Source organism: Nocardia sp. NPDC004340, assembly GCF_053602575.1.
In genome coordinates, this window is record NZ_JBSGDW010000003.1 from 869301 (window position 1) to 885341 (window position 16041).

Below are 16041 nucleotides of genomic sequence, written 5' to 3' on the forward strand. Positions count from 1 at the left end.
CTACAGTTACGGTCCAGTAGGAACGCCAGCGTTCCCAGACTGCTGTGGAGGCAACGCGCATGATCAAGGCAACGCAACCCCTCACGGCGGCACCGATTTCCGGACCCTTGCGTGACGCGCGCGGTCTCTCGGCCACCCTCGTCGCGCATTTCGCCGAACACGTGGCCCGCTGCGGCACCCTGCCCGGGGACGCGCTGCGCGGTGAGGTCACCACCGTCACCCGCACCTGCCTGGAACTGGCCGCCGGCGTCCTCGAGGGCCGGGACGTGAGCGCCAAGATCGAACGGCTGCAACGCGCGGGCGCGGACTGGGCGCGCGAGGGCATTCCGATCGGCACCATCCACCGGGCGGTGCACGACGGCTTCGCCCTGGGCTTCGATCTCATCGTCGACGCCACCGGCCCCGAGGACTACGCCCGGCTCGCGGTGACCGCGCGCCGGCTGTTCGAGGTGCTGGCCATGGTGGATTCGACCTTCGCGGTGGCCTATGTGCGCGAGCACCGCGCGGTGGTGGCCGAACACCACACGGCGGTGCACACCGTGGCCTCCGCGCTGCTGGCCGGACATCCCGCCTCCACCATGGCGCGCGCGGGCGGCATCGAGATCGACGAGTCGTATCACGTGCTGGCCCTGAGCATTCCGCCGCATCCGGGGGAATCCGACACCCGCGTGGACGGCGAGGTGGTAGCGCGGCGCAAGCTGCGGCGCATCCAGTCCGAGCTGGCCCGCCGCGGCGACGGCCGGGCGCTGTCGCTGCTCAGCGCCGACGGCGGCACTGTGCTGCTCCCCGCCTCCGCCGCGACCGGCGACGAACTGGCCGACCTGATCTCCGGATTGTCCACGGCCGCACAGGTTCCGGTGACCGCCACGGTGATCCACGCCGAGACGCCACGCATCCCCGAGGCCGCCGAGCAGGCGCACGAACTGCTCGACATGGTGCACCGCCTGGAATGCGTGCCCGGTCTCCACCGCTTCGACGACCTGGCCATGGAATACCAGCTGACCCGCCCCGGCCCGGCTCGCGAATACCTCGGCACCCTGCTCGACCCGCTGGACGCGCATCCGGAACTGCTGGAAACCTTGCGCCGCCATATCGGCAACGACCTGAGTCGACGGCATACGGCGCGTTTGCTGGGCGTGCACACCAATACCGTCGACAATCGGCTCAAGCGGATCGGGCAGCTGACCGGATTCGATCCGGCGCAGCCGTCGGGGCTGTGGTATCTGCGGTCGGCGCTGGTGGCGCGCAGTTATCGGAAGTCCGATCGGGTGCGGATCGGGCGGCCCGAGACCATGGTCGCGACCAGCGCCGCCAAATGACCGTGCTCGCGCGCGGCGCGGCGGGAGGCGGCGACCGACCACACCGTGCGCACCTCGGACGGCGGTAGCGGGCGATCGGCGAGGCGGTCGGCCAGCCATTCCACCATCACCGGAATGGAGATGAACTGCAACGGCAGATGGGTGCTGAGCCGGTCGCGCAGGTAGCGCACGTGGGCGCCGCGCTCGTGGTAGCGCCGCACGTGGGCGTCGACGTCGGCGACCGCGATCACCTCGTCGTTGACGCCCTGCACGACCAGCAGCGGCATGGCCGGAGCCTGGGCGCCGGGGCGGATGTCGTCGAGGACGGCCCGCATCTCGGGGCGGGTCAGCAGCGCGCCGAGCCCGCCGCGGATGTGCCGGTTGGCGTTTCGCCCGGCGTAGCGGGCCAGCAGCGGGAAGGTGGCGATGGATTCGGCGTCGTCGAGCAGACTCAGGTACTCCTGCGACACCAGGCCGCGCACGCAGCCGTCGAGTTCCGGGTAGGCGCGACGCAGGCCGGAGGTGAACACCATGGCGAACCCGGCGAAGGGTGAGCCGTTCAGCCGGACGAACGCCTCGGCCGGATCGCCCACCGGTGATCCCGCGACCGCGCCGACGATGTCGAGTTCGGGCGCGTAGCTCGCCGCCAGCTCCGCGGCCCACACGGTGGCCAGTCCGCCACCGGAGTAGCCCCACAACCCGATTCGGGTCCGCGGCCCCAGGCCCAGCGGCTCGAAGCGCAGGGCCGCGCGCAGGCCGTCGAGGGCGCGGTGGCCGGGTTCGCGGGCCGCGCCGAAGTGGCCGTTCAGGCCCTCGTGGTCGGGCACCGACACCGCCCACCCGCGGGCCAGGGCCGCGGCGATGAGCGGGAACTCCACCTGCGGGATGGCGCCGAGCGCGCGGGCGCGGTGCCGTAAAGCGTAGGAGGGGAAGCATTTCGGGGCGACCGCGTCGATGGCGCATTGGAACGAAACCAGGGGCCGGTCCACAGCCGGATCGGCGTCCCAGGGCAGCAGGACGGTGGTGACCGTCGCCTCGGGCGCGCCGTCGAGATCGGTGCTGCGGTAGAGCAGTTGCCAGGCTCGGACGCGCTGCGGAATGCGTCCGAACAGGGCCAGCCGTACCGGCCGCGACCGCAGGATGGTGCCCGGCGCGACGGACGCCGGGTCGATCGGCGATCGATAGAACGGATCCTCCCCCGGCAGCAGCGGTCGTCCGCCGATCGCCTCCGGTTCTGTTGTGACACTGCTCGTTTCGACCGCATCGCCGATCGTCATCGTCGTCCTTTCCGTACCGCAGCGGCTAGATGTGGCCGCTGCCGCCGATCATCCAGGGGTTGAAGGTGCAGACCAGGGCCGGGTGCGCGGCCGGGTCGAGGGCGCGCAGGGCGATCGACGCCGCCCGCGGCGAGTACATGACGGTCAGGTGGTCGGAGACGTCCTCGGGGCAATCCTGTTGCAGCGTGATGTTTTCCACGCTCACCTCGGGGCCCGGGGTGAGGAAGGTCCACTCGTAGGGGTTGGAGATCTCGTCGTGGCGGGTGCCGACGGCGGTGTACTCGACCCCGGGCACGGTGTCGCCGTCGGCATTGAGCCTGGCGTAGAACGGCGAGCCGACGACCTGCTCGGTATTGGCCTGGCCGATCAGCGGCTGATAGAAGCCGAGAATGTTCACCCCGAGGTTGGTGATCACCCGGCCCAGCGTGGCGATACCGAGCAGCGAGGTGCCGTGGCTGGTTGCGCCGAAGCTGACGACCTTGCGCACCTTGCCTTGGCCGCCTTCGAATTTCAGGTACTGGCTGGTGACCGGCCCGCCCTGCGAATGCGCGATCACGTCCACCGCGGGCGCGCCGGTGGCGGCCAGGACGCGATCCACGAACCCCGCGAGCTGCTTCGCCGAATCCCCCATCGGCCCGACGCCGAAGCGGCCCGGCAGGATCGGCCCGATGCCGCCGCCCCCGAGGGGCGTCTCCCGGCCGAAATTGAAGGCGAAGACACAGAATCCGGCCCGCGCGACCCGCGGCGACAGGAACGCGAAGCTGTCGTAGGTATTGAGCCAGGTGCCGTGCACCAGCACCACCGGCCGCGGATGTTCGACGCTCGGCTTGCAGTTCCAGTCGTTGGCGCCGGGCGGCGCGGCGTCGGGGTGGGTCAGGCCGTACGCGAAAGCGGCCAGATAGGCCGACATCTCCGGACCCACGCCCACGGTGTCGGTGGCGGTGCTGACCACCGCCGAGCCCGAGGAGCTGCCCGCATCGGGCACGGCCTCGGGTTCGGAGCTGGCCACACCGGTGGCGAAGGCCACGGCGAACGCGGTGACCGTGGCGAACACGGCGCTCCCGCGGGTACGGATGGTCGGTCTCATGAACTCTCCCCTACGGTTCGAACCCGACCGAACGCGTCGAATTCCCTTGCGACCGTAAGAGCGGGCCACCGCCCGTGTCACCGGCGTTGTGCCAGGTGACAGCGTGTGCCGTCCGGGCTGCCCGAGGATTGTGGCGGGGAACAGCCGTCAGGGCGCCGGGGTGCTCGCGATGGTGACCGCGGTGCGGGTGAACAGCGGCACCAGTTCCGGCAGCGCCTGCGCGCCCTTGGTGTGCAGGCAGGCGCGCACCCGGTCGTCGATCCCGCCGAGCAGCATGTCCACCATCTCCCGATCCGGTTCCGCCACCAGATCGCCGTCGCGTACCCCGACCTGCGCCACCGCCATGATGTAGTCGGCGAACCGCTCGTGCACGCGCAGCCGGTGGGCCACCAGTCCCGGTCCGGCCGCGAGGGTTTCGACATACAGCGCGCGGGCCGCGCCGGGCTGGACGGCGAGGAAGCCGAGATAGATCTCGAAGGAGATCCGCACCCGGTCCGCGAAGGTGACGCCTTCGAGCCCGGTGACGGTTTCCTTCAGCTGTTCCAGCGCGGCCCCGACCGCGAGATCGTAGGCGGCGGCGAAACATTCGTCCTTGCCGCCGAAGACGGAGTAGAAGGTGCGGCGCGCCACCTGGGCGCGGGTCACGATATCGGCGACGGTGGTGGCCGCGAAGCCGAGCTCGCCCACCGCTTCCAGGACGGCGGTGCACAAGCGCCGGTATTGCGAGGCCTCCACCTGCTCGCGGGTCAGCCCGTGCCGGCCACGCGGCAAGGGTCCCGGTTCACCGATGGTTTCCACACTCACGTCCCCAGAATAGGTTTCCACGTCACCGAGCGACTAACGGTCCGGCCGATACCACAGCGGTTCGTCCATGATTCCCTGTCGGACGACGGTGGCAGGCATGGGGTCCAGCGTATAGGTACCGACCGGTCTTGATTGTTGGTCGAGGTGGACGGGCTCACCCGGCCCGGCCGGCGCGCCATTCCCGGTAGGCAGGCCGGGAGCACACCGCGCACGGGCGGTAACCGGCCGCGATCGCGGTCGGCTCGTCGGCGAAGAACACGCGATGCGAGACGTAGCCGCCGCGGGCCAGGGCGCGCAGGGCAGCCGGGCAGTCGAGGCGGCCGTAGATCTTCAGGCGGCGGTGGCCGCCCAGAGCGCCGGGCGTGCGGCTGCGGTAGGGGCGGCCGTCCGCGCCGAGCAGGACGTACTCCGTGTCGCCCATGGTCAGGCGTCGTGGAAGACGAGGCCGAGGGTTCTCCGCCGCCCGGATCGCACCAGGCTCACGCCGTGACGCGTGGGCGCGGTCGACCAGCCTCTGGAGCCGCGGACCGGACGGTCGCGGGTGGTGAAGACCAGACCGTGCCCCTGCGGCAAGGCCATTGCCGCGCCACGGGATTGGGCGCGGGGCCGCTGCTCGACCATGAGGAACTCCCCGCCGGTGTAGTCCACACCCGGGACATCCAGCCCGATCACGACCTGGAGCGGAAACACCATGTCCCCGAACAGGTCCCGGTGCAGGGCGTTCCAGTCGCCGGATCCGTAGCGCAGCAGGATCTGCGAACCCTTCGTCTGCCCGGCCCGGTGGCACTGGGCGATCCAGTCCTCGAGCCGGTCCGGCCAGGTGCCGGGCCGTCCCAGCCGGGCGGCCCAGTCCCGGGCGATGGGCAGCAGCATCGGATAGAGGGCGGCCCGCAGTTCCGCCACGGGCTCGGGCAGGTCGTGGGTGAAGTAGCGGTACTCGCCGGAGCCGAACCGGTGCCGGGCCATGTCGACCGTCGACCGGAAGTGGTCGTCCACGTCGTACAGCGCCGCGAGCGTGCGGCATTCGTCTCCGGTGAGCAGTGGCCCGGTGAGCGCGTGCCCGTACGCGTCGAGCTCACCGGCCAGGGCCGCCCAGTCCTGGTCGGCGACCCCGGACGCGATACCGCGGAGGACGGCGGTCATCACGCGGCCCGCTCGAGCTCCAGCAGCAGCTGCTTGCGTTCGATGCCGCCGGCGTAGCCGGTCAGCGACCCGTCGGCCCCGATCACGCGGTGGCAGGGCCGCACGATGAGCAGCGGGTTCGCCCCGATGGCCGAGCCCACCGCGCGCACCGCCGCCCGGGACGCCCCGATCCGGTTCGCGATCTCCCCGTAGGTGACGGTGACGCCGTACGGGATCTGGTCGAGGACCTGCCACACCCGGCGCTGGAAATCGGTGCCGCGGCCGCCCATCCGGAGGTCGAAACTGTCCCGCTCCCCGGCGAAGTAGGCCGTCAGCTGGTCGACGACGTCGGCGAAGGCATCCGGGTCGGCCTCCCAGTCGCCTTCCACCAGAAGGCTTTTGCTGCCCGCCATCGATACCGCGGTCAGCTCCACCCCGGTCCCGCGCCGCTCGCCCGCGAGCAGCAGCTCGCCGACCGGGCTGGCCATTGTCGTGTACACGCTCATCGCTTCCTCCTGTGTCGTCTCGTTCGTTTCCGCTCCCTACTCTGTCGCAGCCGATCGGCGATGACCGGCGGGAATCGGCCATCGCGTTTCCGGCCTCGGCGCGGGCGGCTCGTACCATGGGGCCATGGCTGCCGATTCGGTCGTTGTCGCCGGGACCTTGGTGGATGTCACCGTGCCGACACTGCCGGGCCGCTGCCCCGGGGTCAGCATGGCCGGGTTCCAGGGGCGCGCGGCGGGCCCGGACCATCTGCCGGTGGTGCCGTTCCCGGCGGTGACGATGTTCATCGATCTCGGGGACATGGCGATGGTCGAGGATGCCGGCGGGAGCCGGGTCGCGGGCAGCGGTGTGGTGGGCCTGTGCCCGATCGGGGTGTACGGGCAGGCGCAGACCGTGGATCTGCTGCAGGTGCGGCTGTCGCCGGTGGTGGCGTACGCGACGCTGGGCGGCTCGCCGGAGGTATCCGGTGGCGTGATCGGGCTCGACGAGCTGTGGGGGCATGAGGTCGAACTGCTGCGCGAGCGCATGCACGAGAGCCGTTCCTGGGACGAGAGATTCGCGATCCTGGACGACGCCCTGACCACGCGGCACCGGAGCGGACCGGCGGTCGACCCTGAGGTGCGCTACGCCTGGCGGCGAATCATCCTCAGCGGCGGTCAGATTCGCGTCGAAGCGCTGGCCGACGAGATCGGGTGGAGCCGGAAGCGATTGTGGTCGCGCTTCCGAACCCAGATCGGCCTGACGCCCAAGCGGGCCGCGCAGCTGGTCCGATTCGACGACGCCACCCACCGACTAGCCGCGGGGAGCAGCGCCGCGCGGGTATCGGCGGAGAGCGGGTACGCCGATCAATCGCATTTCAGCCGGGAGACGATGACCTTCGCGGGACTGACGCCGACGGCCCTCGCGGACGCGCCGTGGCTGGCGGTCGACCCGGTCGCGTGGGCGGGCGGGCGCGCGCTGAGTCGCGCCGGGAACATTTCTTCAATACACCCCGGCGACGCCCGCCGATGCTGGGATCCATGTCCAGACACGACGGTGAAAACCAGACCCGGCCCGGCAAATACGACCAGCCACCGCGCGGAATCCGCATCCTGCACTCATTGCGCAAGGACCCGGACTGGGAGTCCCTCACGCCCGAGGAGCTGACCGCCCACGTGGCGGGGGCGAATCGGCTGGCGGGATCGAAGTTCATGCGCGTGGTCACCGGGCTACCGGCGCGCGGCGTCAGCATCGAATGGCAGCAGGTGACGTTCCCCGATCGCGTGGTCCCGATCCGGGTCTACCGTCCGGTCGGAGAGCACGCCAACGCCCTGCCGCTCGTCCTCCATGTCCACGGCGGCGGCTTCGCGGGAACCGCGGCCCAATGCGATTGGGGCAACAGCCATCTCGCCGCCGAGCTGCCCGCCGTGATCGTCTCCGTCGAGCATCGCCTGATCGCGCCGGACACCCCGCTGACCGCCGCCGTCGACGACGACTGGGATGTGTTGCGGCACATCCTGGATCACCCCGGCGAATGGGGCATCGACCCGGCGCGCGTCATACTCGCGGGCGAGAGCGGCGGCGCCTTGATCAGCGCCCTGACGGCGATCCGCGCCGCCGCGAGCGGCCTGCCCCTGCTGGCGCAGGTGCTGATCAACCCGGCCTTCGACCTGACCGACACCATGTTCGACTACCCGACGATGACCCGCTACGCCGAGACCCCGACCTTGAATCTGCCGCGACTGAAACTGTTCCGGCGCTTGGCCGTCCCGCCGGGCGAGGACCCGCACCCGCTCTCGCCGCTGTACGCCGACCTCACCGGCCAGCCGCCCGCCCTGGTCGTGATCCCGACCCTCGACCCGCTGGCCGACCAGGGCCGCCGCTACGCCGAACGCCTCCACGACTTCGGCATCCCCGTCCAGCTGTCCGAATACCCGGGCGCGCCGCATGCCTTCATCGCCTTGCCCGGCCTGGTGCCGCAAGCCAAGGCGGCTCGCACCGACATCACCGCGTTCCTCCGCACCCGTCTGTCCGACTCGATCACCCGCAGTAAACTCGACAGGTAAACTTGCCAGTCTTCCTGCCTTGCGCCACCCTGGGAGGGTGAGCTCGAACGCAGAGGCCGGTCCATCGGCCGACGTCGCGGCCGCCGCGGGCGAACTCCGCGTCGTGGCCAGTCGGCTGCTGCGCCAACTCCGCTCGGCGCGAGCCGGTTTCGAGATGACACCCTCCCAGGCCGTGGCGCTGAGCCGCCTGGGCCACGAGGGCCCCCTCTCGGTCGCCGACCTGGCCCGCGCCGAGCGGGTGCGCCCGCAGTCCATGCGCACCACCCTGGCCGCCCTCGAAGACCGCGGCCTGGTCACCCGCGCCCCGCACCCCACCGATCAACGACAGATCCTGCTGTCCCTGTCGGCCGAGGGTGAACGCCTGCTGCGCCTGGCCCACCACGCCAAGGAGGACTGGCTGGCGACCGCCATCACCACCAAACTCTCCCCCGCCGAACAGGATTCGCTGATCGCCGCGATCCCCCTGCTGGCCCGCCTCGTCGAGGACTGAACCCATCCCCCACTCCCACCGAAGGATCCCGCTGTGACGGACACTCTCCTGGACCCGACATCCGAATCACCAAGCACCAGTGGGGCGCCTTCCACGGCACCGACCTCGACCTCCAACTGCGCCGCCGCGGCATCACCACCATCGTCCTGGGCGGCATCGCCACCAGCATCGGCGTCGAATCCACCGCCCGCGCCGCCCACGAGCACGCCTACAACGTCGTGATCGCCACCGACGCCACCTCCGACCGCGACCCCGCCTCCCACGCCCACTCGGTGGAGAAGATCTTCCCCCGCCTCGGAGTCACCGCCACGACCGAGGAAATCCTCGCCGCCCTGCCCATCCGGTGAGCCGGCCACCCTGGCGACCCGGCCGCGATCCACCCTCGTCAATGCCGGATAACTACGTAGTCGGCTAGTAGTCTGCTTCGCGACGGGCACGGAAGGTGGTCGGGCGCGTGGTGGCGAATCTGGCTGTTCTGATCGGTGTGGTGGCGGTGTCGGCCGGGGTCTTGTTCGCGGGCGCTCGGGCGGTGCGGGTTGCCCCGGAGGCTGTCGAACAGATGCCCTATCTGTCGGGGGCCGCGGCTGTCGAACACGCGGTGTCGCGATTTCATGTGCGCTGGTACACGATCACGATGGTCTTCCTGGCGTTCGACATGGAAATGGCGTTCATGTATCCGTGGGCCGTGGTCGTGGGCGAGATCGGGGCCTCCGCCGTGGTGGAGATGTTCGGGTTCCTGGCGGTGCTGATGGTCGCGGTGCTGTACGCGTGGCGGGAGGGGGCGCTGCGATGGACGTGAACGGGTGGCTTCGGCGGCGGATCGCGGTGGTTCCGCTGGTGGCGGTCGCGCCCGGGGGCACGGAGACTCGGCTCGCGATCGAGCGGGCGCTGCGCGAGAACGGGTGGCGGCAGGCCGAAAGCCCGGCTGCCGCAGATCTTCTGGTCGTCTCCGGAAGTGGCGGGGGTGAGTTCGAGGCTGCGGTGGCGCGAATCCACGAGGCCATGCCGCTGCCTCGACTACGCATCGACATCACCGACCCGGCCTCGGCCGCAGCCGCTCTCACCACAGCGGCGACAGACCTACGCTCGCTCCGCGCGGCATCACCGGGTGAGCACGGCGAACACCATGGCCACGAGCCGCCCGGGGATATGGCCGACCACAGTGCGCATGCGGAGCACGACGAGCACGCCTCCCACCAACAGCACTCCGCACATGACATGCCCGACGCGCACGCCAGGCATTCGATGGCCATGGGTGGGGCCGACGACCATGGCGCGCACGGTGGCGATATGGACCACGGCGGGCATGCGGACCACAGTGGACACGAGTCACATGGCGGACATGGGGGTGGGATGCCACTGCCGGGTGGGTTGGCGATGGCGGATCGGGAGGCCGATCGGGACGGTCTCGCGCTGGATGTGTTGACGGTTTCGCTGGGGCCGGTATTGGTGGATTGGCCGGGTGGGTTGGTGGTGGGGGCGCGGCTGCAGGGGGATGTGGTTTCGGGGGTGACGGTTTCGGTGGTGGGGGCGGGGCACGGGGGTGAGCCGTATTGGCTCCGTCCGTGGTTGCGCGCCGAGGGTGGGGAGGCGGTGGGGGAACGGGAGTTGCGGGGGTGGCGGGCCGCGCGGGCGTTGGATGTGGTGGCGACGTTGCTGGAGGTGGCCGGGTGGGAGGACGCCGCGGCCGCGGGGCGGCGGTTCCGGGATGACGTGCTGGCGGGTTTGGGGAGTCCGGGCGCGCACCAGCACGGGCACGGGGCGATGGATCAGTCGCCGGAGTCGTTGGACAGCAATCTGTTCGCGGTCGATGCGGGGCTGGATCGGTGGGCGCGGCGGGTTGCCCGATCTCGGGTGCTGCGATGGTCGTTGCGGGATGTCGGGCAGGTCGATGGGGGCGAGGGGGTTCCGCCGGGGTTGGTGGGTGATACCCATGATCGGCTGCTGGCCTGGGTGGCCGAGGCGGCCGGGGGTGGGCGGGTCGCCGATTTCTCTTCGGAGGCAAAGGAATTCGTCACGGTTGAACGGGCGCGCAATCGGTGGATCGTGGAACACCTCCCGCGTCTGCTGACCGGGGCGGAGTTGGGGGAAGCGCGGTTGATCGTGGCGGGGCTCGGGGTGGATGTCGATGTGGCCGTGTGGGACGCGGCCGGGGCGGGGGTCGCGCATGGTTGAGCTCGCGCCGTGGTGGATGGCCGCGGTTCTGCCGGTGCTGGTGCTGGTGCTCGTATGGGGTGTGGAGACCGCGGAGGCGTTGGCTCGGGCGAGAGTCTCCGGCGCGGACGCTGCGGTCGCGGCCGTCGCACCGCTGCGGTCGGTGGCATTGCGCCTGGTCCAGCAGCGGAGGCGGATCGTCGGGTCGGATGTATTGCTGGGGCGCGCCGCTGGTTTCGTCTTGCTCGTGGCTGCCATCGGCGCTGCGGCGCTGGTCCCGATCGGCGATCGTGTGGTGCTGGATTCCACGGTGAGCCTGGCGTGGTTCAATACGCTCGAGATCGGGTCGTGGGCGGCGGTGTGGCTGGCCGGGTGGGGTGCGAATTCGGCGTTCTCACTGGTCGGCGGGTATCGGTTCGTCGCGCAGGGGCTGGCTTACGAGTTGCCGCACATGTTCGCGCTGATCTGCGCGGCGGTCGGGGCCGGGTCGCTGAGCGTCGCCGATATCGTTGCCGCGCAACAGGATCAGTGGTTCGTGGTGACCATGCCGGTGGCGTTCCTGGTCTATCTGCTGTCGGTGCCCGCGATGTCGTTCAGTCCGCCGTTCGCCGGCGCGCTGGGCCGGGATATCGCCGGTGGCGCGGTGGCCGAGTTGTCGGGTCCGGATCGGCTGCTCGTGACCCTGTCCCGCCGGGCGCTTTTCGTCGCCGGGTCGGCCATGGCGGTGCCGTTGTTCCTGGGTGGCGGCGCGGGGCCGTGGCTGCCGGGCTGGTTGTGGTCGCTGGTGAAGACGGTGGCCGTGCTGGCGGTGCTGCTGTGGGTGGGACGCCGGTTCCCCGCGATGCGGATGTCGCGCTACATGGAGGTCGCGTGGATCGTGCTGCTGCCGCTGATTCTGCTGCAGGCCCTGGTCGTTTCGGTCCTGGCCTTGTGAGACGGGAGGGCGCGACGTGTGGTCCCAGGTGATCTTCTGGCTGTGCGCGGCGGGCGCGGTGGCTTCGGGGATCGCGGTGTTCCGGGTGGATTCCATGGCGCGCGCGACCTTCGCGCTGCTGTTGTCGTTCGTGTTCGTGGCGGGCACGGTGCTGCTGGTGGATCTGGCCTACCTGGGCGTCCTGATCATCCTGATGATGATCATGGAAATGCTGATCATGGTGGTCTTCATGATCATGTACATGATGAACCCGGCGGGTCTGATGCCCATGACCATGGTGCACAACCGCACAGGCGCGCTGGCCATCTCGGCCACCGTCTTCGCCGCATTGACCGCGGTGGCACTGCTGGTCGACTGGCCGACCCGCGACCGCCCACTCCCGCCGGACCCGACCGCGTCGCTGGGCGAGGCGATCATGGGTTCCGAGATGCTGGTGATGATCATCGTCGGTCTGGTGCTGTTCACCACGATCGTGGCCACCGTGGTGCTGGCCACCCATCGCGGCCGCTACGACCGGTTCGGCGATCGGCTCGACCGCCGGGTCCCCGACGATCCCGTCGACGGAGGTGTCGGCCGGTGAATCTGCCCGAATTCCTGGTCCTGGCGGCCGCTCTGTTCAGTGTCGGACTGTTCGGAGTGCTGTCCCAGCAGTCCATCGTCATGATCATGATGGGCCTGGAACTCATGATCAACGCGGTCATCGTGGCCGCGGCCGCGTTCTGGTACTTCGCCTGGCCCACCGCCGACGCCCAGGTCCTGGTGCTGGTCGCGGTCACCGCCATGGCGGTGGAGATGGCGGCGGGTTTCGCGGTGACCACGGCCATCTTCCGGGCCCGCGATGTCGACATGGTCGACTCGGCCGCTGATCTGAAGGGCTGAGCCCGTGCTGTGGGGACTGATCGCGGTTCCAGTGCTGAGCGGAGTCTCGCTGCTGCTGTGCGGCCGCCGCGCGGACCGGATCGCCCCCGCGGCGGCGGTGACGGTCGCCGTAGCGACACTGGGCCTGGCCATCACGAATGCCGTTCACCGCGAGGAGGTCTCGGCCCCGTTCCTGACGGGCGCACCGATCCGCCTGGGCGTGGACGGGCTGTCGGCGGTCCTGATCGTCACCGTGGCCGCGGTCGTGCTCTGCGTCCTGCTCTTCGCCGCGGGTGATCTTGCCCCGCACGAACCCCGGGCTCGATTCCACGGCCTGATGCTGATGTTCGCCGCCGCCATGCTCGCCACGGTGACCGCGCAGACCCTGCTCACCCTGCTGTTCGCCTGGGAGCTCATGGGCGCGGCCTCCTACGCCCTCATCGGTTTCCATTGGCGCGACGAACAGCGCGCGGCCTCGGGTCTGGTGGCGTTCCTGACCACCCGCACCGGCGATCTCGGCATGTACCTGGCCGCCGGCGCGACCCTCGCGGGCGGTTCCGCGGCGCTCGCGCTGGACGCCCTGCCCGCCCTGCCACACGGCTGGCGTGACGCCGCGGCGGCGGGCATCGTGCTGGCGGCGCTGGGCAAATCGGCGCAACTGCCGTTCAGCTTCTGGTTGTCGCGGGCCATGGCGGGCCCGAGTCCGGTGTCGGCCCTGCTGCATTCGGCGACCATGGTCGCGGCGGGCGCGTACCTGCTGATTCGCCTGGAACCGCTGCTGGCCTCGACCGGCTGGGCCGGTCCGGTGACCGCGTGGGTGGGTGCGCTGACGGCGGTGGCCCTCGGCGCGGTCGCGGTGTGCCAGCGGGATCTCAAGCAGTTGCTCGCCGCCTCCACCTGCGCCCAGGTCGGCTTGATGGTGCTGGCCGCCGGGTCGGGAGCGATGGTCGCGCGCGGGGCCGCCGACGTGACGGCCGACGGTGGCGGAATCGCCGCGGGCAGTGGTCATCTGGTCGCGCACGCGGCAGTGAAGAGCCTGCTGTTCCTGGCGGCGGGCGCATGGCTGACGGCCCTGGGCACCAAGCAGCTCGCCGGGCTGCGTGGCGCGGCCCGCGCGTATCCCCTTGTGGGCGTGCCCTTCACGATCGGCGCACTCGGTCTGGCCGGCGTGCCGCCGTTCGCCCTGTGGCCGACGAAGGACGCCGTGCTCGCGGTGTGCCGCGAGATCTCGACTCCGCTCTCTGTGGCGGGGTTCGCCGCCACCATCCTGGGGGCGGTCTACGCCGCCCGAGCCCTCACCCTGGTGTGGCTGCCGAAAACCCCCGACAGCGAGAAGGCTTGGGACACCGAGGAACCCGGTACCCGCACGGTGAATCCGGCCGAGTGGCTGCCGCTGGCGGCGCTGGCGATCGCCGTGATCGCGGGCGGCGTCGCCGTCGCGCCCCGCGTGCACGACCGGTTCGCCCGCATCGTGCACACCGGCGCGGCCCCGGCCACCACGTGGTCCGAACTCGTCCTGTCCGGCGCGGTCGCGATCCTGACGGTGGCCGTCGTCGCCACGCTGATCCGCCGCCGCGGCGACCTGCCCGCCCCCGCCGCGCCGGCGAACTGGCTCGGTCTGGAAGCCGCCGCCCGGAAACTGGTGGCCACACCGACTCTCGCGCTCGCGAAGCTCCTCGCCGCCTTCGACGACCGCGTCCTCGCCCGCGGCATCCAGCTCGCCGCGACCTCCGGCCTGGCCGCCGCCCGCACCGTCGACCGCCGCGTCGAGGGCGCGATCGAGGCCACGGTGTCCGGCATCGCCACCGCCTCCCGCGACCTGGGCCGCTGGGCGCGCCGCCCGGAAACCGGTCTGGTGCACCAGTACTACGCGCAGGCGGTGGTCGCCCTCATGGTGCTGGCGGTCGTGCTGATGGTGCTGCGGTGACCCCGCCCCGACGAGAGACGAGGTGAACGTGCTCAGCGTTCTGGTGTTCCTGCCGCTGCTGGCGGGCGCGACCCTGCTCGCCGTGCCCCGGCTGAGTGACGGCGTCGTCCACGCCGCGTGGGTGGGTGTCGGCGTCATCGAGGTCGCGCTGACGGTGGCGCTGTGGATCGGGTTCACCCGGAACCCGCCCACCGCGGGCGAATTCGCCGACGAGGCGCACCACACCTGGATCCCCACGCTGCGCTCCGGCTACCACATCGGCGTCGACGGCCTCAGCCTCCCGCTGGTCTCGCTCACCACCGTGTTGTTCCTGGCCTGCGCGAGCTACGCCTGGCGTCGCCGGGATCGACTGCGCTGGTTCGCGGCCCTGTTCCTGTTCCTGGAGTCGGTGTGCCTGGGCGTGTTCGTGTCGCTGGACCTGGTGCTGTTCTTCGTGTTCTTCGATCTGACGATCGTCGGCATGTACTTCGTGATCAATGGCTGGGGTCACGAGCGGGCCCGGCAGGCCGCGTTGCAGTTCTTCCTCTACACCTTCATCGGTTCACTGGCCCTGCTGCTGGGTTTCATCGTGCTGTACCTGGCCGCGGACCCGCACACCTTCGACATGGTCGAGTTGACCGCGGCGAATCCGCTGGCGGGCAATACGGCTCGCGGGGCGGTGGCGCTGGCCGCCATCGTCGTGGGCCTGGCGATCAAGACGCCCACGTTCCCGTTCCACACCTGGCTGCCGCTCGCGCACACCGAGGCTCCTTCCGAGGGCTCGGCCATCCTGGCGGGCGTCCTGCTCAAGCTGGGCACCTACGGTTTCCTGCGGATCGCCATGCCGCTGCTGCCCGAGGCGTGGCGGCGCTATGCCCTGGTCCTGGTGGTCATCGGCGTGATCAGCGTGCTCTACGGGGCGCTCGTCGCGATGGCGCAGCGCAATGTCAAACGCATGATCGCCTACACCTCGGTCAATCACATGGGGTACGTGGTGCTGGCCGTCGGCGCGGCGGGTCTGGTGGCGGGCAATTCCGAGCACGCGCGCACCCTCGCGATCACCGGGGCGGTCACGCAGATGGTCAGCCACGGCCTGATCACCGGCGCGCTGTTCCTGCTCGCCGGAGTCCTCTACGAACGCCGACACACCTACGACCTCGACGCGTTCGGTGGACTCGCCGGGCAGGCGCCGGTGTTCGCCGCCGTCACCGCGGCCGCGTTCTTCGCTTCGCTGGGCCTGCCGGGCTTCTCCGGATTCATCGCCGAGTTCCAGATCTTCGTCGGATCCTTCGCTCCCGCACCGGTGTTCACGGCGCTGGCGTTCCCGGGCATCCTGATCACGGCGGCGCTGCTGTTGCGCGCCTATCAGCGCCTGTTCCTCGGCGTCCCGCGCACGGAGGCGAGCTTCACCGATTTCACCGCGCCCGAGGCGATCTCGGCCATTCCCCTGATGGTGCTGTCGGTGGCGATCGGCATCACGCCGCGCGTGCTGCTGGATGTGGTGGAACCCGCCGCCCGCACCCTCGGTGTCCTGGTGGTGCGCTGACATGGGCGGGATCGGA

At 70.6% G+C, this 16041-nt stretch carries 18 protein-coding genes; 12 read left to right on the top strand and 6 right to left on the bottom strand.

Going from position 1 to position 16041, the window contains the following annotated elements; all coding sequences use genetic code 11:
• Positions 1–59: 59 nt before the first annotated feature.
• The gene (locus ACWEOI_RS16120) at positions 60–1319 is read left to right on the top strand and encodes a helix-turn-helix domain-containing protein (protein WP_433666422.1); all 1260 of its coding nucleotides are present in this window, start codon (positions 60–62) and stop codon (positions 1317–1319) included.
• Here ACWEOI_RS16120 and ACWEOI_RS16125 read toward each other — a convergent pair.
• The 6 genes from ACWEOI_RS16125 to ACWEOI_RS16150 form a co-directional block, all read right to left on the bottom strand.
• Positions 1250–2575, bottom strand: a complete 1326-nt coding sequence (locus tag ACWEOI_RS16125) for a lipase family protein (protein ID WP_452360064.1) — start codon at positions 2573–2575, stop codon at positions 1250–1252. The genes ACWEOI_RS16120 and ACWEOI_RS16125 overlap by 70 nt on opposite strands.
• Positions 2576–2600: 25 nt before the next feature.
• Complete coding sequence (locus tag ACWEOI_RS16130; protein ID WP_452360065.1) at positions 2601–3662, bottom strand: esterase/lipase family protein; 1062 nt, start codon at positions 3660–3662, stop codon at positions 2601–2603.
• A gap of 147 nt (positions 3663–3809) precedes the next feature.
• Positions 3810–4466: a TetR/AcrR family transcriptional regulator gene (locus ACWEOI_RS16135; RefSeq protein ID WP_379274619.1), complete on the bottom strand. Its 657-nt coding sequence runs from the start codon at positions 4464–4466 to the stop codon at positions 3810–3812.
• A 154-nt stretch (positions 4467–4620) separates the two neighbouring features.
• The gene (locus ACWEOI_RS16140) at positions 4621–4887 is read right to left on the bottom strand and encodes an Ada metal-binding domain-containing protein (RefSeq protein WP_433666425.1); all 267 of its coding nucleotides are present in this window, start codon (positions 4885–4887) and stop codon (positions 4621–4623) included.
• 2 nt (positions 4888–4889) lie between these two features.
• Positions 4890–5609: a 2OG-Fe(II) oxygenase gene (locus ACWEOI_RS16145; RefSeq protein ID WP_452360066.1), complete on the bottom strand. Its 720-nt coding sequence runs from the start codon at positions 5607–5609 to the stop codon at positions 4890–4892.
• Positions 5609–6094 (bottom strand): methylated-DNA--[protein]-cysteine S-methyltransferase, encoded by a 486-nt coding sequence (locus ACWEOI_RS16150; protein WP_452360067.1) that lies wholly within the window; start codon positions 6092–6094, stop codon positions 5609–5611. Before ACWEOI_RS16150 ends, ACWEOI_RS16145 begins: the two co-directional genes overlap by 1 nt.
• A 124-nt stretch (positions 6095–6218) precedes the next feature.
• On the opposite strand from ACWEOI_RS16150, the gene ACWEOI_RS16155 reads away from it, so the two are divergent.
• The 11 genes from ACWEOI_RS16155 (at position 6219) to ACWEOI_RS16205 (ending at position 16025) form a co-directional block, all read left to right on the top strand.
• Complete coding sequence (locus ACWEOI_RS16155) at positions 6219–7238, top strand: helix-turn-helix domain-containing protein (protein ID WP_452360068.1); 1020 nt, start codon at positions 6219–6221, stop codon at positions 7236–7238.
• Positions 7193–8137, top strand: coding sequence for an alpha/beta hydrolase (locus ACWEOI_RS16160; RefSeq protein WP_452360161.1), 945 nt, complete (start codon positions 7193–7195; stop codon positions 8135–8137). Before ACWEOI_RS16155 ends, ACWEOI_RS16160 begins: the two co-directional genes overlap by 46 nt.
• 37 nt (positions 8138–8174) lie before the next feature.
• Positions 8175–8627, top strand: coding sequence for a MarR family winged helix-turn-helix transcriptional regulator (locus ACWEOI_RS16165; RefSeq protein WP_452360069.1), 453 nt, complete (start codon positions 8175–8177; stop codon positions 8625–8627).
• Positions 8628–8692: 65 nt separating this feature from the next.
• Positions 8693–8974, top strand: a complete 282-nt coding sequence (locus tag ACWEOI_RS16170; RefSeq protein ID WP_433673403.1) for an isochorismatase family protein — start codon at positions 8693–8695, stop codon at positions 8972–8974.
• A gap of 107 nt (positions 8975–9081) precedes the next feature.
• A complete protein-coding gene (locus tag ACWEOI_RS16175; protein ID WP_452360070.1) occupies positions 9082–9426 on the top strand; it encodes an NADH-quinone oxidoreductase subunit A in 345 nt (114 codons plus the stop codon).
• Entirely contained in the window at positions 9417–10802 is a 1386-nt protein-coding gene (locus ACWEOI_RS16180; protein ID WP_452360071.1) for a hypothetical protein, read from the top strand. The genes ACWEOI_RS16175 and ACWEOI_RS16180 overlap by 10 nt, the downstream gene beginning before the upstream one ends.
• Positions 10795–11715 carry a complex I subunit 1 family protein gene (locus ACWEOI_RS16185; RefSeq protein WP_452360072.1) on the top strand — a complete coding sequence of 307 codons (921 nt, stop codon included), beginning with the start codon at positions 10795–10797 and terminating at the stop codon, positions 11713–11715. Before ACWEOI_RS16180 ends, ACWEOI_RS16185 begins: the two co-directional genes overlap by 8 nt.
• Positions 11716–11731: 16 nt before the next feature.
• Complete coding sequence (locus ACWEOI_RS16190) at positions 11732–12295, top strand: NADH-quinone oxidoreductase subunit J (protein WP_452360073.1); 564 nt, start codon at positions 11732–11734, stop codon at positions 12293–12295.
• Positions 12292–12594, top strand: coding sequence for an NADH-quinone oxidoreductase subunit NuoK (gene nuoK, locus ACWEOI_RS16195; protein WP_357084349.1), 303 nt, complete (start codon positions 12292–12294; stop codon positions 12592–12594). The genes ACWEOI_RS16190 and nuoK overlap by 4 nt, the downstream gene beginning before the upstream one ends.
• Positions 12595–12598: 4 nt before the next feature.
• On the top strand, positions 12599–14500 hold the full coding sequence (locus tag ACWEOI_RS16200) for an NADH-quinone oxidoreductase subunit 5 family protein (protein ID WP_452360074.1): 1902 nt from the start codon (positions 12599–12601) through the stop codon (positions 14498–14500).
• 28 nt (positions 14501–14528) lie between these two features.
• Positions 14529–16025 carry a complex I subunit 4 family protein gene (locus ACWEOI_RS16205; protein WP_452360075.1) on the top strand — a complete coding sequence of 499 codons (1497 nt, stop codon included), beginning with the start codon at positions 14529–14531 and terminating at the stop codon, positions 16023–16025.
• Positions 16026–16041: the final 16 nt, after the last annotated feature.